The sequence below is a fragment of the Cohnella sp. OV330 genome (assembly GCF_900112065.1).
Taxonomy (GTDB): domain Bacteria; phylum Bacillota; class Bacilli; order Paenibacillales; family Paenibacillaceae; genus Cohnella.
On sequence record NZ_FOKE01000003.1, the window covers coordinates 149,594 to 175,631 of the forward strand.

The window sequence follows — 26,038 nt, forward strand, 5'->3', positions numbered from 1 at the left end:
CCTATCGGTATATCGATCAAACGTTTTCCGTCGGCGTCACTAAAATCTCCAGCTTGCCGCTGTCGAGATTCAGCCGGCCCTCCTCGGTCTCGTACTCCTGTCCGGAGATCGTGATGTAGTTGACATGCTCGAGCGAAGCGATCATATTCAGCGTCCATGTGCGTTCATCGACGAGGACCAGATTGTCGTCCAAGTCCTTCTTATATAGAATGACGGCGATCCCGTTATCCAACGGTTGCCCACCTTTCCGGTTATAATTATCTTCCAACGATTACAGTAAGCGAGGGTTCCAAGAGTTGTCAATACTTGTTGAAAAATAGGAGAAGCGAGGCATTTAAGTATTGAAGCAGCGAAGCTCCTTCAGAAGGCACGGAACAGGCACGCGGCATCGGAAGAGGTGAAAGCCTTATCGTTTGACGGATTAGGACGATCGTGCTAAAATTCAACTGATTTTGACGATCGTCCTAATTTTGATTTATAATTTAAAGGAGATGATTGATCGTGATGGAAAAAGACGTATTTGAGCCTGTTCAATTGGGCGATTTGACGCTGGCCAATCGGATGGTCATGGCGCCGATGACTCGCAATCGCGCTGACGCGCAAGGTGTCGTAACGCCAATGATGGTGACTTATTACCGCCAACGGGCCAGTGCCGGTCTCATCATCACCGAGTCCGTCCCCGTCTCGCCCGAGGCGATCGGTTATCCGTTAACTCCGGGGATTTACACGGAGCAACAGGTTGCCGGCTGGGTCCGCTTGACCGATGCGGTGCATGCGGCTGGCGGAAAGATATTTGTTCAATTGCAGCATTGCGGACGCATCTCGCACCCGAGCTTGCAGCCGGACAACGCGACGCCGGTGGCGCCGACTCCGCTTCGGCCTGAGGGCCAAGTCTATACATATACCGGCAAGCACGATTATGTAACGCCGCGCGAGCTTGAGATCTCTGAGATTCCGAAGCTTGTCGCGCAATTCAAACACGCCGCCGAGATGGCCAGACACGCGGGCTTCGATGGCGTAGAAGTGCATGGCGCCAATGGTTATATAATCGATCAGTTCCTCCGTGACGGCAGCAACCGCCGCACCGATGCGTATGGCGGAAGTGTGCAGAACCGTATGCGCCTTTTAAACGAAGTTCTCGATGCGGTTGGCACGGTGTGGCCGGCGCAGCGGATAGGCGTCCGCTTGACACCGGAGAATCGGTTCAACTCCATGTCGGATTCCAACCCGCAGACGCACTTCTCCTATTTCGTCGAGCAGTTAAGTCCGCGAGGATTGGCGTATTTGCACGTGCTTGAAGGTGATATGACGATAAAGGACAGCGAAGTGGACTATCGTGCTTTGCGTTCGAAGTATTCCGGTTCTTATATCGCCAATAACGGCTATGATCTGGCTCGTGCCCAAACGGCGGTCCGTAGCGGAAACGCGGACTTGGTTGCCTTCGGAACTCCTTTCTTGGCCAACCCGGATCTGGTAAGGCGTTATCGGGAGGGGTTGCCGTTAAACGAAGCTGATCGAACCACATTCTATCAAGGCGGCGAAGCAGGCTATATCGACTATTCCTTTTACAGCGGCGAGCAAGCATAAAGCAAGTCGACTATCCTAGGTGCGGTCGGCTACGGAGGTGTTCGACATGAAGGGGAAAATTACGCGCGAGTATATTGTGGAGTCGGCCGACCGGCTGTTTTATCAGCGAGGCTATGAGCATACCTCCTTTTCGGATATTGCCGATTTCGTTCAAATTTCAAAGGGAAACTTCTATTATCATTTCAAATCCAAGGACGAAATTCTGGCTGCCGTAATCCAATTGCGACTAGAGAACACCCGGAACATGCTCGCAAAATGGGAAGCTGACGGAGAACGGCCGGAGGATCGTATCATGAGCTTCATCGATATGCTGATCGCGAATCTTGCCGACATTAAAATGTACGGCTGTCCGGTAGGCACGCTGTGCACGGAGCTGGCGAAGTTGAATCATGCCTCTAGGGCGGAAGCGAACGAGCTGTTGTTCCTGTTTCGCTCCTGGTTGAGCCGGCAGTTCGTGTCGCTCGGCCTCGAAGCAAAGGCCGACGAGCTGGCGATGCATCTTCTCGCCCGAAGCCAAGGCGTCGCTACGCTGGCGCAAGCTTTTCAGGATGAAGGATATGAAGGATTCATCAAGCATGAGGTTGAGCAGATGCATGCCTGGTTGAGCTGTACGGCGAGCGCCGCGCAGTCTGCGCAGGAAGCGGGTGCGGGCCGATGAGCGCGACGATCGCGGGACAAGACGGTCGGCCGCGCTGCCGCTGGTGCGCTGCCGCACCGGAGTTTCTCCATTACCACGATACGGAGTGGGGATTTCCGGTCGGCGACGATCGAAGGCTGTTCGAGAAGCTAAGCCTGGAGGGCTTCCAATCCGGATTGAGTTGGCGTACGATTCTTGCCAAACGCGAGAACTTCCGCGCGGCGTTCCATCATTTTGACTTCGAGCGAATCGCGCGCTTTACACAGGAGGACCTCGACCGTCTGCTCTCGGATGAAGGCATCGTCCGGCATCGCGGCAAGATCGAGGCAGTGATCAACAATGCGCAGCGGGTGCAGGAGCTTATCCAGCGCGAAGGCTCTCTGGCCGCTTTTGTCTGGCGGTACGAGCCCGACGCAAGTCAGCTGGCCAAGCCGCAGACCGCATCGACCTCGGCGCAATCGATCGCGCTGTCGAAGGCGCTCAAAAAACAAGGCTGGAAATTCGTCGGGCCGACGACGGTATATGCGTTCATGCAAGCGATGGGGCTGATCAACGACCATGTCGAGGATTGCGCGATCCGCGCAGAGGCCGAAGCTGCGCGCAAGCATTTCCGGCGTCCTGGATAGGACAGCCTTCAACCTGTATGCCAACGTGCGTCCCGCAAAAAACATAGCCGGCATTTCGGGCGTCGTGGGGGGAGCGGACCTCGTCATTTTCCGGGAAAGCCGAGGCAGTCGTGAGACGGATCGAATCCATGCATCATCATGAGCAAACGAAAAAAGCGTCCCAATAACGGACGCTTTTTCGTTTGCTTATATGCATCGGGAAATCTTGCCCCTTACACGACCATCTCCATCTTCTGCGCGGTATACAGCTTGTAATACAGCCCGCGCTTCGCGATCAGCTCGTCATGCGAGCCGACCTCCGCGATGCCTTTGTCCGAGATGTACATGATCCTGTCGCAGTTGCGGACCGTCGAGAGCCGGTGGGCGATGATGAAGGACGTGCGCCCCTTGAGCAGCTCGTTCAGGCCTTGCTGGAGCAGCCGCTCCGTCTTGGCGTCGATCGACGAGGTCGCCTCGTCGAGGATCAGGATGCGCGGGTCGGCGAGCAGGGTCCGCGCGAACGAGATGAGCTGCCGCTGGCCCTGCGAGAGCTTCGAGCCGCGCTCGTTCACTTCCGTCAGGTAGCCGTGCTCGAATTCGCGGATGAACGCGTCGGCGCGCACGGTTTTGGCCGCTGCGACGACCTCTTCTTCGGTCGCGTCGAGGCGGCCGTAGCGGATATTGTCCAGGATCGTTCCCGAGAAGATGAAGCTGTCCTGCAGCATGATCCCCATCTGGCTGCGCAGCGACTGGAGCGTGGACTGCGCGATATCGTGCCCGTCGACCAGGATGCGGCCGCCCGTGACGTCGTAGAAGCGGGAGATCAGATTGACGACCGTCGTCTTGCCTGCGCCCGTAGGGCCGACCAGCGCGATGCTCTCGCCCGGCCGGACGTCGAACGACAGGTTCTCCAGCACGCTCGAGCCCGTATCGTAACCGAACGTCACGTTATCGAAGGTCACGCGGCCCTGGAGCTGCGGCAGCGTCTTCGCGCCCGGCGCGTCCTTGACCGATACCGGTTCGTCGAGCGTCTCGAAAATCCGTTCCAGGTAGGCGACGGAGTTGACGAAGCCGTTGTACAGGTTCGATAGGTTCAGGATCGGCTGCCAGAAGCGCGCCGCATAGCTGCTCATCGCGAGGATGACGCCGAACGTCACGTCCTGCGGGCTCAGCGCCAGCAATCCGACCATATAGATCAGCGTGGTGACGAGCGTCGCCAGGTTATCGACCGTGAACGGGATCATGGCGTTAAAGTGGATCGCGCGCATCCATTCGTGGCGGTAGTTCGCTGCGAGGCGGGTAAAGATGGCTTCGTTGCGGTCCTCCCGCGTGAAGATCTGCGTCACGCCGACGCCGCTGATGCTCTCCTGCGTGTAGGCGTTCAGGTTGGAGTTTTTGTTGGACACCGCCTGCCAGGAGCGCCGCTGCTTGTTCTTGATGAGCAGCAGGAACAGGGCGAACACCGGGAGTCCCGCCAGCGTCACGAGCGACAGCTTGACGTCGACTGCGAACATGAAGACGGCGATGAAGACGAGGTTCAATATTTCCAGGACAAAGTTGATGATGCCGTTCGAGAGCACGTCGGAGATCGAGTTGACGTAGTTGACGACGCGGATCAGAATTTTCCCCTGCGGGCGGTCGTCGTAGTACTTGAAGGACAACGCCTGCAGATGCTTGAACAGGTCCGACCGGATCTCGAAAATGATGTCCTGCCCGACGCTCGTCATGATCCGTCCTCGGACGGCGGCCAGCGCGACGCTGATCACGATCGTGGCCAGCATGAGCGCGGACCAGCCGACGAGCGGTCCGACCGCCTTGGCCGGGATGGTCACGTCGACGATATGCTGCGTGATGAGCGGCGCCGTGAGCCCGATGCCGGCGGACAGGACGCTGAGCGCGAGCGCGACGATCATCGGCCGCTTCTGTTTCTTGATATAGACGAGCGCGCGTTTGAAATGCCGGATGTCGAACGGGGACTCCAGATTCTCGTCGATGTCGAATTTATTTCTAGCCATTGGCCGCCACCTGCCTCTCGATGCCTTCGTTCTGCAGCATGAACACTTCGTAGTAATACCCGCGTCTCGCCAGCAGCTCGGCATGCGTGCCTTCTTCGATCACGCGCCCGGCGTCCAGGATGAGGATGCGGTCGGCCTTGGCGGTCGTGGAGATGCGCTGGGCGATGATGATCTTCGTGCACGGGGCTTCCAGCCGGTTCAGGCTGTCCTGGATATGCGCCTCGGTCTCGAGATCGACGGCGGACGTCGTGTCGTCGAGGATGAGGATCGGCCGTGCGACCGCCATGGCGCGCGCGAGCGCGAGACGCTGCTTCTGCCCGCCCGACAGCCCGACGCCCCGTTCCCCGATGATCGTGTCGTAGCCCTCCGGCATTTTGCGGATAAAGTCGTGCGCCGCCGCCAGCTTGGCGTATTTCACCGTGTCGTCCTCGGGCAGCTCGGGATCGCCGAACGCGACGTTGCCGTCGATCGTGTCGGAGAAGAGCAGCACGTCCTGCGTCGCGATGCCGACATTGGTGCGCAGCTCGCCGAGATCCAGCTCGCGCACGTCCACGCCGTCGATCAGCACGCGTCCTTCGGTGACGTCGTAAAAGCGCGGGATAAGATTGACGATCGTCGTCTTGCCCGCGCCGGTCGGTCCCATGATCGCGACCGTCTCGCCCGGATTGACGGTGAAGCTGACGTCGCTCAGCACCGTCGCGCTATCGTACTTGAAGGTGACGCGGTCGAACCGGATGCTGCCTTCAAAGCGCTCGCCGGCGCCAGTCTTGCGCCCGCCCGCGATCTTGGGAATCGCGTAGTAGATCTCGACGACCTTGGTCAGGCTGGCGAAAAAACGCTGGATATCGTTAATGATCATGCCGATGTTGCGCATCGGGTTGGAGATCGCCCAGATGAGCGCCGAGAACGCGGCGAATTCGCCGAACGTGATGCGGCCGTTCATGACCAGGATGCCGCCCGCGATCATAAGGACGACATTGAACGCCTGCGCGAACGACTCGAGATAAGGGAAGTAGTCGAGCCACACCATCGCGGCGGCTTTGTTCGCCTGTTGATAGTTCGCGTTGCGCTCGCGGAACTTCTCGATCTCGTATTCCTCCCGCGCGAACGCTTTGACGACGCGGTTCGCCGCGATATTTTCCTGGGTGGAGGAGTTCAGCTGGGAGAGACGCTCGCGCAGTCCCACGTACATCGGACGGACGCGCTTCGCGAACAGGTAGGCCGTGACGAAGATCGGCGGCGCGAGCAGGAGCAGCCACCACGTGAGCGCCGCGTCGATGTAGAAAAAGTAGCTGACGGCCGCGATGAAAATGGTAAGCGACTCGACGATCGTCTTCACGATCCATGCGAGCGAATGCCGGACCATCTCGAGATCGCCGGTCATCCGCGTCATCTGGTCGCCCGTACGGTTGCGGTCGAAGTACTCCCGGTCCTGACGCTGGATCTGGTTGTAGAGGAAGATGCGGACATTGTAGAGCATGTTCTGCGAGGCGCGCTCGTACTGCATCATCGTCACGTACGCGAGCCCCGTGCGCAGCAGCGAAAAGCCGATCATGCCCAGGCAGAGCGCGATGAGCAGGCCGCGCTTCCCGGTTAGATTCTGCACCGCGTCGTCGCCGGCGATGAACGTATCGACGATGCGCTGGCTGAGGTACGGGTTCGCGATCGTCAGGGACGACCCGATGACGGATAGGCAGAGCGCGAGGATATATCTTGCACGGTTGCCCTCCAGGTTTTTCCACAACCACTTGACTTCAAACATGCTGATTGACCACCTGTTCCTGTAAGTTCTGAAGTCGCAATGCCAATTAAGCAAACAAGGCGATTATACACCCATTTGGGCGCACGGGAAGACCCAATTTTAAGGTTGTCGTTATTTTGAAGAAGAAGGCGCGTTTCCGGAATGCGCGCTTGTCGCTCGAAGCGCTTCGCCCCGCAAAACCTAGCAGAATCGTGTGATTAAATAGCAGGAATGTTACTTTCCGGTCATAGCCCCGCGGCCTATGCTGTGGAGAGAAGCGACCTGGGCCAGCCTGGTCTGGGTTGTAGGGTTCGAGCATGGAAAGGGGGGCTTGCGGCAGTGAATGCGAAATATTCCGTCTCGGAGCGAAACGCCAGACCGAGGCTGGACGTGCAGATGTCTTGGTGGGGGATGTCGGGCCTTGCGGACAAAATGGGGACGCGAACGGTGGAAGAGCGCGTCGCGGCGATCGCCGAAGCGGGCTTCGACGGGATCAACGGGTATATTCCTCCGGCGGAGCAGCAGGACCGCTGGCGGCGCCTGCTGGAGCGATACGGTTTGTCCTTCAGCGTCAACGCGTATCCGAAGACGGCGGAGGATATGGACGGATTTTTGGCGCAAGCGGCCGCGTACGGCGGCATTCAGCATATCAACATTCAGGTCATGACGCCTTTTCTCGTGGGCGAGCCGGCCGTCGGTCTGCTCCGCGAGCTCGATCGATTGTCCTCGGAGAAGGGCATTCCGGCTTTCATCGAGACGCACCGCGGCACGATTACGCAGGACCTGCTCCGCACGCTCGAATATTTGGATGCATTGAAGTCGCTCAGGTTGACCGCCGATTTGTCCCACTATATCGTAGCGGGCGAGATGCATACCGTATCCGACGAAGCCGAGGTCTTACTCGGGCGGATCGTTCGGCGGGCCGCCGCGTTCCATGCGCGGGTGTCCAACGGCGAGCAGGTCCAGGTCGACGTCGGGGAAAACGGCGAGCATCCGATGATGCCGCACTTTAAGCGCTGGTGGGGCGAGGGCATGCGGCATTGGCAATCGGCGGCCGGTCCGGGAGACGTGCTGCCGTTCGTGGTCGAGCTGGGGCCGCCGCCGTACGCCATCACCGCGGACGAGCATGCGGGGCGAACGGCCGAGATCGGGGACCGGTGGCGGCAGTCGCTGCTGTTGCTGCGTACGATCAGAGGGGTGTGGGCGGATGCGGAGAGGGAGCGGTCTTAGCGATAAGGCACGACTCGCATCGCGGCCACGGCACGCGCGGCTTTCCTTGTTCGCGCGACTCGTACCCGCGGCCGCCCACGGGCTCATCCCACTCACGTGATACTCATAATAGCGCAAAATTGCGCTATTCTCGTACCCACGGCACCCGACCACTCACCCGCCGCCCACGTGATACTCAGAAATAGCGCAAAATTGCGCTATTCTCGTACCGCGCCTCCCACTAGCTACCCCGCAGCTCACGTGATACTCAGAAATAGCGCAAAATTGCGCTATTCCCGTACCCGCATCTCCCGTTAGCTAGCACGCAGCTCACGTGATACCCAGAAATAGCGTAAAATTGCGCTATTCTCGTACCGCGCCTCCCGCTAGCTACCCCGCAGCTCACGTGATACTCCAGAAATAGCGCAAAATTGCGCTATTCCCGTACCCGCGTCTCCCGACTACTCACCCGCCGCTACCTTTGGCTCCCCGCCGCTCGCCTGAGTGCAGGTTTGAGCAAGCCGTAAGCACGAAAAAGCAAAAAAAGCCGCCCCGTCATCTTATGACTTTGGGGACAGCTCTTTTGACGCTCGGCAATCTCCGCCGGCCAATAAACTTAACTTCATCCAAAGCCCCCGCACGATCAGAAAGACTTGTGCCGGTAATCTTGCGGCGTCAGACCGTAGTGCTCCTTGAACAGCTTGATAAAATACTGCGGCTTGTGATAACCGATCGCCGAAGCGACGTCGCTGACCTTGAGCTCGGGCTGCTCAAGTAGCAGCTCGCGCGCCCGCTGCATGCGCGCCCTGTACAGATAATCGCTGATGTTTTCGCTCATCTTGCTCTTGAACAGCGCGGACAGATACGCGGGATGCAGTCCGACGTGGTCCGCCGCCGACTGGAGCGTGGCATCGGCAAGCCGTTCCGCGATGAACTGCTGCACCTTGCGGATGAGCGCGGCCTGCTCGTTGTTCCATTCGCTCTTGGTCATCTCCTGCAGCTGCTCGAGCGTGTGCGCGACCCAGTCCTGGAGCTGGCGCATATGGCGGAACCGGTTGGCGTCGCCGGGCTTGTCGGGCTCGGACGGGAAGACGTCGTGGAGACTGAACCCGTTTTTGTGGGCAAAAAAGCTGAAGGCGCCCATCGCGTGATAATAAAGCTCGAGCAGCGTCTCCCGCGATTCCATCCCTTTGTCCCCGACCTCCTGGAAGACGACATCCCACTTCGCGCGGATCGCCTCCCATTGGCCGATCTCGGACAGCTGAATGAACGTGGGCGACTCGTACAAGCTGTGAATCCGATAGGGCATCTCTGGCGTGGCGGCGTCTTGCAGCCGGATGAGCAGATCCGTCCCGCCGCCGAGCTGGCGGGCGAATACGGCCAGCGAATCCCGGTACATGCCGCGCAGGCCGTGCGACATAACCTGCCAATCGCCCAGCACGATCGAGATGCTGCTCTTGAGAAATTGCCTGACGTGCTGCTGCAGCCGCGAGGCCAGATGCTCGAACGATTGCTGCCGGGCGAGCTCGGGCTGCGGATCCTGCGACAGCCAAGTCTCTTCCCGGACTTTGAGAATGAACACCTCGTAATCGTAGGCATCGCGGCCGTGCCAGACGTGGAACAGGTCCGAGAACGTCTCCTCCGCGATGTTGGCGACGGCGGAGGCGAGCAGGGACTGGTCCCGCCAGTTCAGCTCCTCCGCGGACGACTCGATGCGCAGCAGGCACATCGCCGTCAGATCTCCCGGACGAAACGGCAGCTGATAGTAAGCCAGCTTCTCCTCAAGCAGCTCCGGCGGCAGCTTCCGCCCCTGCAGCAGGTCCGTCAGCAGCTTCTCCCTGAACAGCGGCATGTGCTCGCGAACCATATCCATGGCCTTCTGTTGTCTGCCGCGCTCGTCCCACTCGAGGCGAAGCGCCTCGGTCAACCGGCGCACCGCGCCGGCCAGCTCCTCGTGATCCACCGGCTTGAGCAGATAGCCGTCCACCTGCTGCCGGATGGCCTCCTGCGCATAATCCCATTCCCCGTACCCGGACAGCAAGATGCTTTTAAAGTGCTTGTCGTATTTTTTGAGCTGCTGGATCAGCTCCAGGCCGGAGATGCCGGGCATGCGGATATCGGTGAGGACGATGTCGACGGGACTGGTCTTGCAAAATTCAAGCGCCTCTTCGCCGGAAAACGCCTTATGCACCTTGCCGATCCCCAGCGCCTGCCATGGCATGTTGCGTTCGAGACTGTCCACGAGGTGAGAGTGGTCGTCGACGATGAGCAGTTCGTACATGCAGGCTCCCCCCATGGTTCGATTCATTGCGATTCATTGCATACGCCTATTGCTTACGATACCACGGCAGCCGCGAGAGCGGCGCCTCTATCTCAAGTGCGACGGGGCCTTCGACGAGGCTGCCGTCATCGCCCTTCCAGCGGCCTTCGGGGAAATGTACGACTCTGGCCGACTGTCCCTTGACGACGACCGGCGCGACGAGCAGGTCCGACCCGAGCAGGAACTGATCCTGCACGAGCGCATAGCCTTGGCCCGGATACTCGAACTCCAGGCTGCGCAGGATCGGGAGGCCGTCGACCGCCGCTTGTCTGGCGAGCGCCAGCAGTTCCTCGCAGAGCTCGGTCCGCAGCCGCACGGCGTCCAGCGACCAGGTTAGCTCGTCGCCGCTCAGCACGCGCCAGGGTGCCATGGAAAACTGCATGACCGGGAACAGTGCGGCGCACTGCGCATACCGGACGAATAGCTCGCTGTCGAAGCGGAAGTCGGGAGCGTTGATGTCGCCGTCCATGCCGCCGCCGATCATGTCGGGACAGTTGAACGCGTAGCCGAGCAGCCCCTGCGCGATAGCGTTCGGGATCAGGCCGCCGAGCCCGCCCGCGTCCCAGGTGTGCGTCTTGTCCCGTTGGCGCTGGATGAGCGCCTGACCGCCGAGCTTCCAGCACATGCGCAGCTCAACGAGCGAGTAGCCGATGCCGAGGGACGCGTAGGCCTCGCAGTCCTCGAGCTGGCGCAGCGGGCGCGACCAGGAGACAGGCTGCGTCACGTCAGGCGCGCCCGGCAGGATCGGCTCGCCGGCGTCGAGCTTGAAGCCGTCCACGCCGTAGTCCACGATCAGCCGGTCCATCTGCCGCCTGAACCAAGCTGCGCCTTCCGCCTTCGTATAGTCAATGACGGCGCTGTAGCCGTTCCACCATTGACGGAGCACGGGCGCTCCGTCCGCGCCGGTCATGAGCAGTCCGCCGCCGCGAAGTTCCTTGAAGATCGTGCTGTCCGCGCTCACGTAGGGACACATCCACAGCATGACTTTGAAGCCCATGCGATGCAGCTCGGCGACCATCGCGCCCGGATCGGGGAACCGGTGCTTGTCGAAGTCCCACATGCCGTAGTCCTTCATCCAGTTGTCGTCGACAATGAGGATGCCCGGCGGCAGCCCGTTCGCCAGGATCGATTCCGCGTAGCGGATAATCTTGTCCTGCGTGGGCGCGTAGAACATCTCGATCCAGGTGCAGTATTGCGGCGCCGTAAAGGCGAGCGCGTCGGGAATTTGGCCGGACGGGGGAAAGTACGTGCGGCTGGCATGCGCATAGGCACCTTTCAGAGAGCCGTGTCCTTCTTCCAGGACGACCTCTCCGGCGCCGGGCGAGACGGATAGCTCTTCCTCGTCTGCACGGAAGGCGAACGGATCCTCGCTCCAGAGGTAACGGCCTTGGCTGGACAGCAGCAGAGGGGAGGCTTGATTGTCGTCCGTCATGCGCAAATCCCTGGCATGGACCGTTCGTCCGAACGGCATGGCGCTGCCTTCGTTGATGACGCCGCCCCACCAATATTCGCCGGGCAGCCTGGCGATCGTTTTGTCGGTCATGGCTTCATTCTCCTTGTCTGTAACGGACGGATGCGGGCGGAGGCCATCGTCTTTAGCGTCCTCGTTCAGCTGATTTTTGCTTCAGTTTTAATTATGCAGACAACGCAGACGGCTGGAAAGCGGATCTAAAGAATGTGGTTTCAATCTTAAAATCGGGGCATATCAACGCGCAAATCCCGTGCTTTATGATGAGAGCGTCAAGAGCTCACGACGATCATCAGCCAAAAACGAGGGGGATATCACGATGAACGTAAAAAAGAAATCGAAAGCGGCTTCGGCAGCCGGCGTACTGCTCGTCGCTTCGCTGGCACTGGCTGCCTGCGGCGGCAACTCGAATAGCGGAGGCAACGCGGCAAGCAGCGCGCCGGCAAGCGGCGCTTCAAGCCCTGCGGCCAGCAAGCCGGCAGGCGGCGACAGCGGCAAAGCCGTCACGATCTCCTACACGATCTGGGACAAGAACCAGCAGCCGGCCATGGAAGCGATCGCGAAGGCGTTCACCGACCAGAATCCGAACATCAAGGTCAAAGTCGACGTCATCCCCTGGGGCGACTACTGGACCAAGATGTCCGCGGCCGCGCCGGCAGGCACGCTGCCCGACGTCTTCTGGATGCACGGCGGCCAGTTCATCAAGTACGCGACGGGCCAATTCCTCGAGCCGATCACCGACAAGGTGCAGGCAGGCGAGATCGACCTGAACAATTACGCCGCGAACCTCGGTTCGATTTACACGCTCGACGGGCAGAACTACGGCATTCCGAAGGACTTCGATACGATCGGCCTCGCTTATAACAAGGAGCTGTTCGATCAGGCGAGCATTCCGTATCCGGACGATACGTGGACCTACGAGAAGCTTGCCGAAGTGGCCAAGAAGCTCAGTCAGCCGGACAAAGGCATCTACGGCTTCGGCGCCAAGCTGGATACGCAAGCCGGCTACTGGAACGACATTCTGGCGAACGGCGGCCACATCCTGAACGACGACATGACCAAGTCCGGCTACGACGAGCCGGCAACCATCGAAGCGCTCAAAGCTCGCTACCAGCTGATCGTCGACAAGGCTTCGCCGACGCACCAGCAGATGACCGACACGGACGCGGTCGAGATGTTCAAGTCCGGCAAGCTCGCGATGATTTTCGACGGCTCGTGGGACAATGGCAACCTGGCCAGCAGCGACGTCATCAAAGGCAAGTACGACTGGGCGAAGCTGCCTCAGGGCAAGGTCAAGCGCGGCAACATCATCAACGGCCTCGGCAACGTCATGTCCGCGAAGGGCAAGCACAAGGCAGAGTCCTGGCAGTTCCTGAAGTTCCTCGGCTCGAAGGACGCGGCCGACATCACGGCTCAAATGGGCGCGGCGATCCCGGCATTCAACGGCACGCAGGATGCTTGGGTGAAGTCCAAGCCGGACCTCAACCTGCAGGTGTTCATCGATCAGACGGCGGACGCGGTCCCTTATCCGAGCGGCTCCAAGTCGTATCCGGTCTGGTTCGCGAAGGAGAGCGAGATCATGTCCCAGGCATGGGGCGGCGCGATCTCGGTCGAAGAAGGCGCCAAGAAGGTCGCGGAAATGATGAATCAGGCGATCGCGGACGCGAAGTAAGCATCGTCTCCAGAGGTAAAATCGTCGAAGGCGATCCCGCTAGCGGGACGCCTTCGGCCATGATGGGGTGAACGCAATGAACGCAAAGAGCAGGTACGCATGGGCCTACGTGATGATCGCCCCTACCTTGATCGGGACACTGGTGTTCTGGCTGTGGCCAGCGATCTATTCGGTTTACCTGGGCTTCCTGAAGTCCGAAAATTTCGGAATGGACAATCACTGGGTCGGCCTGGCCAACTACGAGCGATTGTTCAAGGACGACGAGTTCTGGCAAAATCTTCGCAATACGATGCTGTATGTCGTGCTGTTCGTGCCGCTGACGATCGTGCTGTCCACGTTTTTCGCCGTTCTGATGAACGCGAAGATCAAGGGCAGGTCCGCTTACCGGGTCATCTACTTCCTGCCGCAGGTTACGATGGCAGCCGCCGCTGCGATGGTATGGGTCATTATTTTCGCGCAGGATTACGGCCTGCTGAACTCCGTGATCGGCACGCATATCGCATGGATCTCGGACAAACGGTTCGCCATGTACGCGCTCGTCATGGTGGGCGTATGGGGCGCGATCGGCTTCAACATGCTGCTGATCCTGGCCGGCCTCCAAGGCATCCCGCGTCCGCTGTATGAAGCGGCCGAGCTCGACGGCGCCGTGGGCTTCCGCAAGTTTCGCTACATTACGCTTCCGCTGCTGACGCCGACGCTGTTTTTTACGTCGATCGTGCTCGTCATCGGCGCCACGCAAATTTTCGACAGCATCTACCTGATCATCGGCAAGACGAACGTCGCGCTGCCTTCCGTGCGCTCGCTCGTTTACGCCTATTACCAAAATTCGTTTATCTACTACGATCAGAACTACGGGGCGGCGATCGTCAACATCCTGCTGCTCATCAACCTGATCCTGACCGGCTTCCAGTTCCTGATGCAAAAAAAATGGGTGGTTTACGACTGAGGAGGTACGAATATGAGCGGCGTCGCCTCTGCCAAGCGTAGAAGCAATATCGTCATTCACTTGATTCTCATCGCGGGAGCCGTCATCATGGTGCTTCCGTTCCTCTGGATGGTTCTCACGTCGCTCAAGACGACGACCGAGGCGACCCAGATTCCGATTCGACTGTTCCCTGCTGAGCCCAGCCTTCGCGGCTATAAGGATGCGCTCGCGCAGTCCCCTTTTCTGCACTACTACGCGAACACGCTGATGTCGGCGTTCATGAAGACGCTGTTTCCCGTCATTTTCAGCGCCATGGCGGCGTTCGCGTTCGCGCGCATTCGCTTTCCTGGCAGCGCCCTGTGCTTCTTCCTGATCATCTCGGTCATGATGGTGCCGAACCCGGTCTTTTACACGCCGCAATACATGATGATGAGCAAGCTCGGACTCGTCAACACGGTGACCGCGCTCTGGATCGCCTCGCTCGTCAGTCCGTTCGCGACCTTCTTGCTGCGGCAATTTTTCCTCGGCATCTCCAAGGAGCTGGAGGAGGCGGCAGTGCTCGACGGCTGCAATCCGTTCCAGATCTTCCGCCACATCATGCTGCCGCTTGTGAAGTCGGCGCTCGTCGCGATCGTCATCATCCAGCTGCTCTGGTCCTGGAACGACCTGCAATGGCCGCTCATCATCAACAGCTCGCCCGAGAAGCTGACGCTGTCGGCAGGACTTGCGACGCTCGTCTCCATGTTCGGCACGGACTATCCGGTGCTCACGGCCGGCGCGTTCATGGCCGTCATTCCGATGCTCGTGCTGTTTTTTATCTTCCAACGGCGGTTTATCGAAGGCGTTGCGTTTAGCGCCAGCAAGGGCTAAGGCGGCTTCGAACCTGGCATCCTGGCGGCGCCTGTGCGCTGCCGGGGAGTGTTGGTTTGTTAAGACCGCTGAAGTGCTTCCGCCCACTTAGCTGTAACCGCAAAAAGTGAGGTTGGAGCGGTGAAAGTAGCTGGCTTGGGAGCTGTAACCGCAAAAAGTGAGCTTGGAGCGGCGGGAGTACCTGGCTTGGGAGCTGTAAGCGCAAAAAGTGAGGTTGGAGCGTCAGAAGTAGCTGGCTTGGGAGCTGTAACCGCAAAAAATGCGGTTGGGGCGGCAGAAGTAGCTGGCTTGGGAGCTGTAACCGCAAAAAGTGAGCTTGGAGCGGCGGGAGTACCTGGCTTGGGAGCTGTAAGCGCAAAAAGTGAGGTTGGAGCGTCAGAAGTAGCTGGCTTGGGAGCTGTAACCGCAAAAAATGCGGTTGGGGCGGCAGAAGTAGCTGGCTTGGGAGCTGTAACCGCAAAAAGTGAGGTTGGAGCGGAGGAAGTAGCTGACTATGGAGCTGTAACCGCAAAAAATGCGGTTGGAGCGGCAGAAGTAGCTGGCTTGGGAGCTGTAACCGCAAAAAGTGAGCTTGGAGCGGCGGGAGTACCTGGCTTGGGAGCTGTAAGCGCAAAAAGTGTTGTTAGAGCGCAGAGGCGCGGCTGTAAGCGAGGAAAACGCGGTTGCAGCGCGGTGTGAACGTGCGAAGGCAACTGCAACCGAGAAATGTGCTGTTACAGCGCAGAGGTTCGGCTGCAAGTGCAAAAAGAGCGGCTGCAACGCGGCGCGGACGTGCGTAGGCAGCTGTAAGCGCAAAAAGCGAGCTTACAGCGGCAGAAGGCCCGCAGCTTCAAGCGGGCATTTTCAAATCGCCTTTTGATAGCGCTAACATTGGAAAAAATCGAACGAGGAGGATTCCGATGAATCCATTGTCTGCCCAGCAGATTCGAAAATCGTCATTCAGCGTTTTTCTCGCGATGTGTTTGCTCTTGAGCACCGTGCTGGCGAATACCGCGCCAAACAGAGCCAATGCCGCGAGCCCGGACCCGACGCGCGTGCCGGTCAATCCCTATCCGAGTCCGGTGGCGGACAGCGCGCTGGCCAGGCACGATCTGACCGCCGCGTCCAGTCCGCTGGACAATCCGCTCAAGGGCTTCGCCCCTTTTTATCCGTGGGACAACGAGACGTCGCTTCCCCACAGCCTGGAGTGGTTTTACGTACCGCTCAAGGCGGTCATGAACGGCCCGAATTCATTCACGTTCGACTCGGGGATCGAACCGCAGCTGAATGCCATTGCCGCAAGAGGCAATCAGGCGGTGCTTCGCGTCTATCTCGAATATCCCGGCGAAGCAGACGCGATCCCGCAGTTCATGCACGACGACGGTATTGCAATTCGTCACAACGATGCCTTCAATCAGGACGAACCCGACTACGACGACCCGCGCATGGTCGCGTATTTGACCAACTTCATTCAAGCGTTCGGCGCCAGATACGACGGCGATCCGCGCATCGGCTTTATTCATATGGGCCTGGTCGGTCTGTGGGGCGAGTGGCATACCTGGCCGTACGACACGGATACGAGCAGCGACAACTATCCGGATCACATGCCGAATGCTGACACGATCAACGCCATTTTTAGCGCCTACGACACGGCCTTTAATCACACTAAATTAGAGGTCCGCAATCCCGGCCTGCCCAATGCGGGCGATTACGACATCGGCTATCATGACGACTCGTTCGGCTTCAAGGAAGGGGATCCGCTGCAGAGCGTGACCCAGCCTGAAAGCATGGGCGGCGCCTACTATTCGTTCATGACGCAGATGCTGGATGCCGGCTCGGAGAACAAATGGATCACGGAATCGATCGGCGGCGAGGTCCGTCCGGAGATTCAGGAGCGCTTCTTCAGCGGCGGCGACGACGTCGACGATGCGATCGACGATATCGAGCTCACGCATGCGACGTGGATGATCAATCATAAGGGCATCGGCAGCTACAGCGCGAACGATGCCGCGGTGGCTGCGGGCATCCGCAAGATGGGCTACGATCTGAACGTGAAAAGCGCTTATTACAACGACGTGCCGCAGGGAGATCCGCTGAAGGTCGGCGTGACCATTCAGAATAACGGCGTTGCGCCGTTCTCTTACGCCTGGAAGGTACAGCTGGGCGTGAAAAACGCGTCCGGGAAGCTGGTCAAGCAATGGGACACGTCATGGGATATCACGAAGGTTCAGCCTGCGCAGATCCGAACGTACCCGGAATGGAATGTAGATGGCAATCCAAAATACGTGCCGTTCGGCGAGCCGTATTACTTTGATACGACCATATCCGATCCGGCCTTAAGCGACGGCTATTATTACTTGGTCATGAAAGTCGTCAATCCGCTCGAGGCGATTAGCACGAAAGCGAAAAAGGTCGGATTCGCGAACACGGATCAGGACAAGGAGGGCTGGCTCAATCTCGGTACGGTGCTGATGGGAGACTGCGCGTCGCCATGCTCGCCGCCGCCGACAACGCCGCCGCCTCCGCCGACGAAGCTGCTCGTCGATAATTACGACGGCACGCCCGCCTGGTCGGTAAGCACGCAGAACGATCTGAATCAATGGACCGGCTCGAGCAACTTCGCGAACGGGGGCGGCGCGGGCGTCGTCGAAGACGGCTCACTCGTCCTGCAGTATCAGAACATGTCGCGGTTAGAGACGAATATCGGCCGCAATCTGGCCGCTATGGGCAAGCTGGTCATTCGGGCGAAAGGCGCCATCGGCGGCGAAGAAAGCCAGGTCAACGTCACGATCGGCGGCGTCACGAAAACGCTCGGTCAATTCAGCGGCGATACATTAACGACAAGCTATAAGGATCTCGTAATCGATCTGCCCGCGAACGGCGTGGATCTGTCGCAGACGATCTGGAGCATCGCCCTCGCGCAAGCGACCTGGAATACGACGGGCACGATCTATATCGATGAGATTTACTTTACGGACAAATACGAATCGGATACGGAGACGGGCGGCGGCAACGGTCCGGGCACTGCCGCACCGGGGCTGATCGAAGACTTCGAGTCCTATGCGAACGATGAAGCCATCGGGCAAGCATGGACCGAAGCCTGGTCCGACAAGCCTGGCTCGGTGACGAGAGCGCTCGGCGATGCGAGCGGGAGCAAGGGCCTCCAGTTGTCCGTGGCCACCGCGGATTCGGAATGGGCGAATATCATCCACGCGATTCCTGCAGACAAGCGGGATTGGTCCCGGTATGACGGTCTAAGCTTCTGGGTGAACAACACGACGAGCGACAACAAGAATTTCAGCTTAAACGTCGCGCTCGAGACGCCTGTTGCGAACGGAGAGTTCGGGTTAAAAGACGGCGGATCGGCCCTGACGCTCGCCGCCGACGGAAGCTGGCGCACAGCGGCGTTTAACGGAGCCTCGCTGAACGTTCCTGCGGGATTCAGCGGCGTCGTCAGAATCCCTTGGGATCAATTCGTTCAAGCCGCCTGGCAGTGCGACGGCGATCAGGCCGCATGCGCGGCCGCACTGGACCCGAGCGAGATCGACGGCCTTCAGTTCGGCTTCCCGCCCAAGGGTTACATCTACAATGTCGTCACGATCGACGACATTGCGCTCTATCGTGCAGATCGCAGCCTGGACAGCTTCGATACTTATGCGGACGATGCCGCGCTGCAGAACGTCTGGAAGATCGATTGGGAGGACGGGGATCCATCCGTGCTTCGGACGCTCGACAAGGCGAACGTGGCGAACGGCACGCAGGCGATGAAGTTCTCGGTGTCCCCGACGCCCGGCAAGTCTGCATCCAATTGGGTCAATATCAAACGCGCGGCGTTTACCGGGACGGATACGGATTGGACCGACTTCGACGGTCTCGCCTTCTGGGTGAACAATACGTCGCCGAGCGGCAAAAGCATGGATCTCAACGTAGCGCTCGTCACCGACGCGTCCAAAGGCGAGTTTTCCTTAAAAGCCGGCGGCGCCGTCAAGTTCTATAACGCTGCGGACGGCTGGAAGACGACCACCCTCGGCGGAGGTTCGCTGTCGATCGCCGCGGGCTACAAGGGCATGGTCCGCATTCCTTGGGGCGCCTTTTCCCAATCGTCCTGGCAGGGCTGCGGCGCTTGCGACGCCGCATTCGACCGAAGCAAGGTGCTGCAAATTCAATTTGGCTTCGGCCCGAGCAGCCAATCGGACAATGTGCTCACGATCGACGCGCTTGGACTGTATGCGTTAGCGGGCAGAACGAGCGGCAACGGCGGCGGTCCTTCCGGACCGGAGCCTGTCGACCACCCGAGCGCGCCGGCATGGGCGACGGCAGAGGGGACGCATGCGCTCACGTACAGGCAGGCGCCTATAGATAATCCGCTTAAGGGCTTCCTTCCTTTCTACGATGCGTCCGAGGAATCGTACTTCACGGCTGGCGACGATTGGAGAGACCGTCCGACCCAGCTGCCGTACAGCATGGAGTTTTTCTACCTCCCGCTGAGCAAGCTGATGAACAATCTGAACGACTTCGATTGGACGGAACTCGACAAACGGCTGGAAGCCGTGGCCGCCAGAGGCAATCAGGCCGTGTTCAGAGTGTATCTGGACTATCCGAACAAGCCTTCCGGCATCCCGCAATTTCTGATCGACGAAGGGTTGAAAACTTTTGCCTATGAAGGTTACGACAATGGCAAGGATGCCACGAGCTTAGCGCCCGATTACAACGACGAACGCTTGATGGGCGCTTTGGACAATTTCATCGGCGCGCTTGGCGCGCGCTATGACGGCGATCAGCGGATCGGATTCATCATGATCGGCCTGATCGGCTTCTGGGGGGAATGGCATACGTACCCGTATGACGGGAATTTAAAGTCGCCGAACCTCATGCCGACCGACGCCAACCTGAAGCGCGTGCTGACCGATATGGATAACGCGTTCGACAGCACCCAGCTTGTGCTGCGGTATCCGATGGACAACAGCACGCTGAAAACGACGAATTTCGATGTCGGCTATCACGATGATTCGTTCGCGTTCCAGACGCTCCCGCCAAGCCTGGGCGGACAAAGCTGGCACTTCTGGGGCCGCATCAAGGACGCGTCGGCCACGGAATTCTGGAAGACGAACGGCATGGGCGGGGAGATGCGGCCCGAGATTCAGGTGAAGATGTGGAACAACGATCCGCCGCGCTACAATGAGCCGTCGACGCCGATCGAAGGCGCGCAGGGCGAGGATTATTACACCAGCTTGAATCTGACGCACGCTTCCTGGCTGATCGCGCAGGGCATCTTCCAGACGCCGCTGGCCCCGGAGGCGTTGGCAAGAGCGACGGAAGGCTCGCGCAAAATGGGATACGAGTACTACGCGCCCACAGCGTATCTGGATGCGGCGGGCGGGAACCTCAAGGTCGGCGTAGAGTTGGAGAATAAAGGCGTGGCGCCCTTCTACTATAATTGGAAGGTAGAGCTCGCCGCCCAAACGGAAAACGGCATCGTGAAGATCTGGGAGCCGGGCTGGAATCTGAAAAACATCCTGCCGAATACGAACGGATTCGACGGCAACAAGCTGTTCGAGTCGACGAGCAATCAGGCGCTGAGCGACGGAAGCTATCAAATTCTGATGCGCTACGTGAACCCGCTCGAGCAGGTCAATGCGGACGCCAAGCCGTTCCATTTTGCGAATGCCGAGCAAAGTGATGGCGGATGGCTGAATCTGGGCAGCGTCGTCGTATCCGGCAGCGCGGCCGAGGCGCCGGTGAGAGTGACGGGCATCACCTCCGACACCGCAGAACAACTGAAATTGGCGCCAGGCAATAGCAAGCAGATCAGTGTCGCTGCTGCGCCCGCAGAAGCAAGCAATACGAGGGTCGTATGGTCGGCGGCGGATCCGGCAGTGGCCTATGTTTCTGACGCAGGCTTGGTGAAGGCTGTCGGCGTTGGCCAGACTGTGATAACGGCCAAGACGTCGGACGGCAACTTCGCAAAGCAGTTCCAGGTTACCGTGTCTTCCGAGTCCGAGCCGGAGACCAATCCGCCTTCCGGCGGCACGAACGTAACGCCTGCGACACCGGCGCCGGAGCAGACGAAGGATGGCGTCAAGCTGGGGCAGGACGCAGTGAAGTCGGTTCAAACCAAGAATGCGGACGGCGTCGCCGAAACGACGGCAACGATCGATGCGAAGCGGCTCAAAGAGGCCTTCGACGCGCTCACGAAACAAGCGTCAGCGACCTTAAACGCGGTCACGATCGACGTGAAAAACGACGGCGGCAGCGTGAAGGTAAATGTCCCGTCGTCGGTGCTTGTCTATGCCGCGAGCAATCTGCCGGGCGCGACCATCCTTGTACAGACGGATCTCGGAAGCTACAAGGTGCCTGTCTCCGTTTTGGGATTGGCTTCGATGGCCGAAAAGCTGGGTACGAGCGCTGATGGAATGACCATCCGAATCGAAATCAACGAAGTGGCAGGCACGACAGCGGAGCAATTGTCCGCAGAGGCAGCCAAGGATGGCCTGACCTTGCTCGCCCCTGCGCTGGAATACAACATTATTGCGGAAGCAAACGGAAAATCCGTCGAGATCGCCGACTTTGGCAACACTTACGTCGAGCGAACGATCATCCTGTCCGGAACGGCGGACCCATCGAAAACGACAGCGCTGCTGTACGATCCGGCTGCAGGGAACTTCCGTTTTGCGCCGGCCGTCTTCCAGGCCAGCGGCGACCGCACGGAAGCCGTGATCAAACGGAACGGGAACAGCATCTACACGGTGGCGTCCAGCAGCAAGACGTTCGCCGATCTGAACGGCCACTGGGCCAAGGCGGACATCGAAATGCTGGCATCGAAGCTTATCATCAATGGCGTCACGCCAAGCAGCTTCTCGCCGAACAGTCCGATCACGCGTGCGGCGTTCGCGGCCCTGCTCGTTCGTTCGCTCGGATTAAATTCGCCGGCTGCGGCAGTTTCGTTCAGCGACGTCGCCGAAGCGGACTGGTATCACGATGCGGTCGAACAAGCGGTGAAGGCGGGTATCATCGAGGGGTATCAAGACGGTACCTTTAAACCGAACGACCGGATCACCCGCGAACAAATGGCGGTCATGCTGTCCAGAGCGCTGAAGTACGTGGGCCAATCCGCGCCGGCGGGAGATGCCCAGGAGACGATTCTTGAGCAGTACGCGGACAAGGGAACGATCGGCGCTTGGGCCAAACCGGCCGTCGCTCAGCTGCTTGCGTCCGATATTATCGAAGGAAGATCGGCAACGACGATCGATCCCGGCGCGAGCGCAAGCAGAGCCGAAGCGGTCGTCATGCTCAAACGGTTTTTGCAGCTCGTTCAATTTATGAACTGAATGTTGGAGCCTCGGCAGGATTCTGCCGGGGCTTTATACAATTGAATGGTATCGACGTTCTTTTTCCGGGGGAGACAGCTTAGGTGAAAACAATCCATCGTATTTTTCTACTATGCGCGTTCATCGCGTGGGTCGCGGTTGCCTCGGCCTGCAAAGGCGCGCCGGAGCAGGGCGAATCCACAAGCGCGGATGTGCCGCAGCCCTATGTCACGCTCAGCATGATCATGCCGGGGGACGAATCGGCGCGCATGCGGGAGTTCGTCGACAACGAGCTGAACGCGCGCTTGAAGCAGGAGCTCAACATCAAGCTCGAATTGACGTATATCCCCTGGGCGGATTATCAATCCAAGGTAGAGCTGGCGCTTTCCACCGGCGAGAACTACGACTTGTTCTGGTACGGCACGTCGTTCGTATCGGATTACAAGACGAAGGGCTACATCCAGCCGCTGGACGCGCTGCTTCAGACCTATGGACAAGATCTGACGGCGAACATCCCGGCGGACAACTTCAAGCAGTACGAGATGGACGGCAGACTATGGGCGATTCCTTCGCAGGCGTTTACTTCCGCCGGCAAGTTCACATCGGTGATGGTGCGGCAGGATCTGCTGGAGTCGGTCGGCATGAAGGACATCCGGACGATCGCCGATTTAGAAGCGTTTTATACGAAAATGCATGCGCGGGATCCGAGCTACTACGGGTACTTGGAAAACGATCGCGGCCAGGACGTCCTGTGGCGGGAGCTGTCGGATCAGCCGCTCACCTTCCTCGACGAAAATCAGATGTTCGCCGTGAACGAGAATACGGGCGAGTTGGTCGATTACCTGGAATCCGATCTGTACAAAAAGGTTGCGCAGGTTCGCAAGCGTTGGGTGGACATCGGCGTCATCGACAAGCGCCTGGCCGGCAATAAGGCGGCCAACATCGATCAGGAAGACGCGGGCAAGCTGCTGTTCCGGGTGGGCGCGGTCTCCCGGGCGATGGAGAACCTGCAGACGGTGCAGAACGCGGATCCCAAAGCCAAGCTGAGAGAATATTACTTGGCCCCGGACAAGCCGAAGTACGTCGTGGCGCCGTCCAACGAGGCGTATATGATTCCGACCAAGGCCCTCCACCCGGAGCGCGCCATGCAGTTTATGAACTGGATTTTGCAGAGCAAGGAGCATTACAACTTCATCATCTATGGCGTAGAAGGCAAGGACTATCGCATCGAAAACGACAAAATCCAGCTGCTTACGAACGACCAGTTCATGTACGAGTGGATGTGGCGCAACAAAAATTACTTCATGCCGACGACCAGCGTGGACGACTCCGTCGTAGAGGATATGCTGCATAACGACGACAACGCGCGGATCTCCAACATTTTCGGCTTTCATTTTAACCAGGAACCGGTCAAAAAAGAGTACGCCAAAGTGCTCGCGGTCTATAACGAGAAGTTCCTGCCGATCAATCTGGGCATCGTCGGCTATGACCAAGCCTTTCCGAGCTCGATGCAAGCGCTGAAGAAGGCCGGCTACGAGAAAGTATGGGCAGAATTTAAGCGGCAGTATGCGGAGTTCCGGTCTGCGCAACCCTCCGGCTCGGATCAGGAGGGATCGAAGTGAAATCCAGCATTTTCACGAGGATGGTACTCGCTTTGCTTCTGCTGCTGACCCCGATCATCGCGCTGTACGCTTACTCGAACCATACGAGCTCCAGCGTCCTGACGCGGGAGATCGTGAAGGCGAAGCGCACGCAGGTCGAGACGTTCGTCGGGCAGCTCGGGCAAATGTTCGCCCAATACGATTCCTATCAAAAGATGCTGTACGAGAGCACGGAAGTCCGCAATCTGGCCTATCCAGACCTGTTGAACGACGATCTGCTCTACTATCGTACGCTTAAAACCGTGTCCGAGGAAATCAGCAGGCTGGCGGGCTACGGGAGGTGGAAGGGCATCATCGCGGTCGTTTACCCGAAGACGGGGGTGGTGATCAAGAGCAATTCCAGCCTGGGCGCCGTGCCTGCAGAGCTGCCTGACAAAGACGGCTTCTGGAGCTATCGGACGAGCTCGAAGGGCAATGCCTATTTTATCGAGACGATCTCCAATCCGGCCAAGAGCGCCAGGGAAGAAGAGGCGGATCTGACGGTCGTCGCCAAAGTGGACGAAGGCGAGATCAAGAGCGATCTGTCCGAGATGAAGAGTAACGGGCTGGAGGATCCCTTTTTATACAAGCCTGGCGATACCCCGATCTACAACTATACGGCGAATCAGGCTCTCATTCAGGAGATGCTGCCCGAGCTTGACCCGGCGGGCGCCGACGGCGAATTCGAGCCGCTGCTCATCCGGACGAGCGGGGGCACGTACCAGGTGCATATGGACATGGTGCAGTCGCTGGGCTGGTATCTGGTAGACTACGTGCCGATCGACACGATCATGGCCCCGATCAAACGCAGCCAGACGATGTTCTACTCGATCAGCGGCATGATGCTGTTTATGGCTTGCATCCTGAGCTTTTTGCTGTACCGGAGCATTCGCATTCCGTTCCGCAAGCTGATGCAGGGCATGAATTTCATCGAGAAGGGCATCTATACGAGCCGGATGAAGGATCCTCCGAAAGGGGAGTTCCGATACGTCTATCAAAAGTTCAACTCGATGGCCGCGAGAATCGAAGAGCTGATCGAGGACGTGCTGAAGGAGCAGATCCGGACGAAGGAAGCGAACGTCAAGCAGCTGCAGTCGCAGATCAATCCGCATTTCCTCTACAACACGCTGGCGTATATCAAGAGCATGGTGGAACTCGAGGAAAAGGAAGCGGCCGTCTCGATGACGATGAATTTGAGCCGGTACTACCGCTATACGACCAAGCTAAGCAGCAGCTTCGCGACCATTCAGGAAGAGCTCAATCTGATCGAAAATTATTTGGACATTCACCGCATGCTGACGGACGACTTCGAATACGAGATCGATATCGATCCGGCGATGCTGAAGATGGAGATCCCCCGCCTGTCGCTGCAGCCCTTGATCGAGAACGTAATCGTGCATGCATTCCGAAAACCCGTGAAGTACGGAAGCGTCCGCATCCGGGGAACGCTGGAGGAGGGCGGCCTCGCGCGGCTCACGGTCGACGACAACGGCACGGGGATGACGCCGGCGCAGCTGGAGTCGCTGCGGACGAAGATCCGCACGGCGCCGAGCGATCAGATCGATTCCGGCTTGCAGAACGTTCATCAGCGGCTCATGCTGCTGTTCGGCAAAAGCTCCGGGCTGTTCCTCAGCCATTCGGAGAGGGGCGGGTTGTGCGCGGAGTTGGTGTGGCAGGTGCAAGTTGGCGAGCCGGAGTGATGGGAGGTTGTCGGGGGGACCGGTGGAAGGCTTTTGGGAAATCGTTGGGAGATCGTCGAGAGATTGTCGAGAGATGGACACAGGAGCCGCTATTCGGTAGAATTCGCGCCAAAAATGATCGGTTAAGGACTACCGTTCCGTCATCCTCGCTTGAAACTTAGGAAACTCGCTTGATTCGCCGCATGAACGAACCCTGTGACCGCAACATCGCCAAAGCCGTGATTTTGAGTAAATAACGCATTCAGTGTCCGGCCGCGTCGGCCGCGGTATCGCCTGCTGTATAGCAGGCGATGGGCCTACGGCGGAAGGGGAAGTTGGCATCGCCTGCTGAATAGCAGGCGTTGGGCCTGGGGCGGACGGAGA

15 protein-coding genes and 1 pseudogene are annotated in these 26,038 nt (G+C 58.9%); 11 read left to right on the top strand and 5 right to left on the bottom strand.

Features of this window, described 5'->3' with window-relative positions; translation table 11 throughout:
- Positions 1 to 16: 16 nt before the first annotated feature.
- On the bottom strand, positions 17 to 232 hold the full coding sequence (locus BM235_RS07805; RefSeq protein ID WP_090111347.1) for a hypothetical protein: 216 nt from the start codon (positions 230 to 232) through the stop codon (positions 17 to 19).
- 272 nt (positions 233 to 504) lie between these two features.
- On the opposite strand from BM235_RS07805, the gene BM235_RS07810 reads away from it, so the two are divergent.
- The 4 genes and pseudogenes from BM235_RS07810 (at position 505) to BM235_RS07820 (ending at position 2,850) form a co-directional block, all read left to right on the top strand.
- Positions 505 to 1,587: an alkene reductase gene (locus BM235_RS07810; RefSeq protein ID WP_090111350.1), complete on the top strand. Its 1,083-nt coding sequence runs from the start codon at positions 505 to 507 to the stop codon at positions 1,585 to 1,587.
- A 46-nt stretch (positions 1,588 to 1,633) separates the two neighbouring features.
- Positions 1,634 to 1,789 (top strand): annotated as a pseudogene (locus tag BM235_RS32495) (TetR/AcrR family transcriptional regulator); the annotation flags it as partial.
- 90 nt (positions 1,790 to 1,879) lie between these two features.
- A complete protein-coding gene (locus BM235_RS32500; protein WP_255374295.1) occupies positions 1,880 to 2,245 on the top strand; it encodes an LmrA/YxaF family transcription factor in 366 nt (121 codons plus the stop codon).
- Positions 2,242 to 2,850 carry a DNA-3-methyladenine glycosylase I gene (locus BM235_RS07820; protein ID WP_090111353.1) on the top strand — a complete coding sequence of 203 codons (609 nt, stop codon included), beginning with the start codon at positions 2,242 to 2,244 and terminating at the stop codon, positions 2,848 to 2,850. Before BM235_RS32500 ends, BM235_RS07820 begins: the two co-directional genes overlap by 4 nt.
- A 212-nt stretch (positions 2,851 to 3,062) precedes the next feature.
- Here the strand turns inward: BM235_RS07820 and BM235_RS07825 are convergent, their stop codons facing one another.
- Together BM235_RS07825 and BM235_RS07830 are read right to left on the bottom strand one after the other, a co-directional pair.
- Entirely contained in the window at positions 3,063 to 4,844 is a 1,782-nt protein-coding gene (locus tag BM235_RS07825; RefSeq protein ID WP_090111355.1) for an ABC transporter ATP-binding protein, read from the bottom strand.
- Positions 4,837 to 6,606, bottom strand: coding sequence for an ABC transporter ATP-binding protein (locus tag BM235_RS07830; protein ID WP_090111357.1), 1,770 nt, complete (start codon positions 6,604 to 6,606; stop codon positions 4,837 to 4,839). Before BM235_RS07830 ends, BM235_RS07825 begins: the two co-directional genes overlap by 8 nt.
- 318 nt (positions 6,607 to 6,924) lie before the next feature.
- On the opposite strand from BM235_RS07830, the gene BM235_RS07835 reads away from it, so the two are divergent.
- On the top strand, positions 6,925 to 7,815 hold the full coding sequence (locus BM235_RS07835; protein WP_255374196.1) for a sugar phosphate isomerase/epimerase family protein: 891 nt from the start codon (positions 6,925 to 6,927) through the stop codon (positions 7,813 to 7,815).
- Between the two features lie 622 nt (positions 7,816 to 8,437).
- Here the strand turns inward: BM235_RS07835 and BM235_RS07840 are convergent.
- Positions 8,438 to 10,075, bottom strand: a complete 1,638-nt coding sequence (locus BM235_RS07840; RefSeq protein ID WP_158543693.1) for a response regulator — start codon at positions 10,073 to 10,075, stop codon at positions 8,438 to 8,440.
- A 46-nt stretch (positions 10,076 to 10,121) separates the two neighbouring features.
- Complete coding sequence (locus BM235_RS07845) at positions 10,122 to 11,657, bottom strand: glycoside hydrolase family 31 protein (RefSeq protein ID WP_090111362.1); 1,536 nt, start codon at positions 11,655 to 11,657, stop codon at positions 10,122 to 10,124.
- Between the two features lie 244 nt (positions 11,658 to 11,901).
- Here BM235_RS07845 and BM235_RS07850 point away from each other — a divergent pair, with 244 nt between their 5' ends.
- From BM235_RS07850 to BM235_RS07875, 6 genes are all read left to right on the top strand, one after another.
- Positions 11,902 to 13,254 (top strand): ABC transporter substrate-binding protein, encoded by a 1,353-nt coding sequence (locus BM235_RS07850; RefSeq protein ID WP_090111364.1) that lies wholly within the window; start codon positions 11,902 to 11,904, stop codon positions 13,252 to 13,254.
- A 76-nt stretch (positions 13,255 to 13,330) separates the two neighbouring features.
- Positions 13,331 to 14,200, top strand: coding sequence for a carbohydrate ABC transporter permease (locus BM235_RS07855; RefSeq protein ID WP_090111366.1), 870 nt, complete (start codon positions 13,331 to 13,333; stop codon positions 14,198 to 14,200).
- 12 nt (positions 14,201 to 14,212) lie between these two features.
- The gene (locus BM235_RS07860) at positions 14,213 to 15,049 is read left to right on the top strand and encodes a carbohydrate ABC transporter permease (RefSeq protein ID WP_090111368.1); all 837 of its coding nucleotides are present in this window, start codon (positions 14,213 to 14,215) and stop codon (positions 15,047 to 15,049) included.
- Positions 15,050 to 15,948: 899 nt separating this feature from the next.
- On the top strand, positions 15,949 to 22,356 hold the full coding sequence (locus BM235_RS07865; RefSeq protein ID WP_090111370.1) for an S-layer homology domain-containing protein: 6,408 nt from the start codon (positions 15,949 to 15,951) through the stop codon (positions 22,354 to 22,356).
- 83 nt (positions 22,357 to 22,439) lie between these two features.
- Complete coding sequence (locus BM235_RS07870) at positions 22,440 to 23,957, top strand: extracellular solute-binding protein (protein WP_090111372.1); 1,518 nt, start codon at positions 22,440 to 22,442, stop codon at positions 23,955 to 23,957.
- The gene (locus BM235_RS07875) at positions 23,954 to 25,675 is read left to right on the top strand and encodes a sensor histidine kinase (RefSeq protein WP_090111375.1); all 1,722 of its coding nucleotides are present in this window, start codon (positions 23,954 to 23,956) and stop codon (positions 25,673 to 25,675) included. Before BM235_RS07870 ends, BM235_RS07875 begins: the two co-directional genes overlap by 4 nt.
- Positions 25,676 to 26,038 lie beyond the last annotated feature (363 nt).

Coding starts and splice junctions, on each gene's coding strand:
- BM235_RS07810 (WP_090111350.1), top strand. CDS start 505: ATGGAAAAAGACGTATTTGAGCCTGTTCAATTGGGCGATTTGACGCTG.
- BM235_RS32500 (WP_255374295.1), top strand. CDS start 1,880: ATGAGCTTCATCGATATGCTGATCGCGAATCTTGCCGACATTAAAATG.
- BM235_RS07820 (WP_090111353.1), top strand. CDS start 2,242: ATGAGCGCGACGATCGCGGGACAAGACGGTCGGCCGCGCTGCCGCTGG.
- BM235_RS07825 (WP_090111355.1), bottom strand. CDS start 4,844: ATGGCTAGAAATAAATTCGACATCGACGAGAATCTGGAGTCCCCGTTC.
- BM235_RS07830 (WP_090111357.1), bottom strand. CDS start 6,606: ATGTTTGAAGTCAAGTGGTTGTGGAAAAACCTGGAGGGCAACCGTGCA.
- BM235_RS07840 (WP_158543693.1), bottom strand. CDS start 10,075: ATGTACGAACTGCTCATCGTCGACGACCACTCTCACCTCGTGGACAGT.
- BM235_RS07845 (WP_090111362.1), bottom strand. CDS start 11,657: ATGACCGACAAAACGATCGCCAGGCTGCCCGGCGAATATTGGTGGGGC.
- BM235_RS07850 (WP_090111364.1), top strand. CDS start 11,902: ATGAACGTAAAAAAGAAATCGAAAGCGGCTTCGGCAGCCGGCGTACTG.
- BM235_RS07855 (WP_090111366.1), top strand. CDS start 13,331: ATGAACGCAAAGAGCAGGTACGCATGGGCCTACGTGATGATCGCCCCT.
- BM235_RS07860 (WP_090111368.1), top strand. CDS start 14,213: ATGAGCGGCGTCGCCTCTGCCAAGCGTAGAAGCAATATCGTCATTCAC.
- BM235_RS07865 (WP_090111370.1), top strand. CDS start 15,949: ATGAATCCATTGTCTGCCCAGCAGATTCGAAAATCGTCATTCAGCGTT.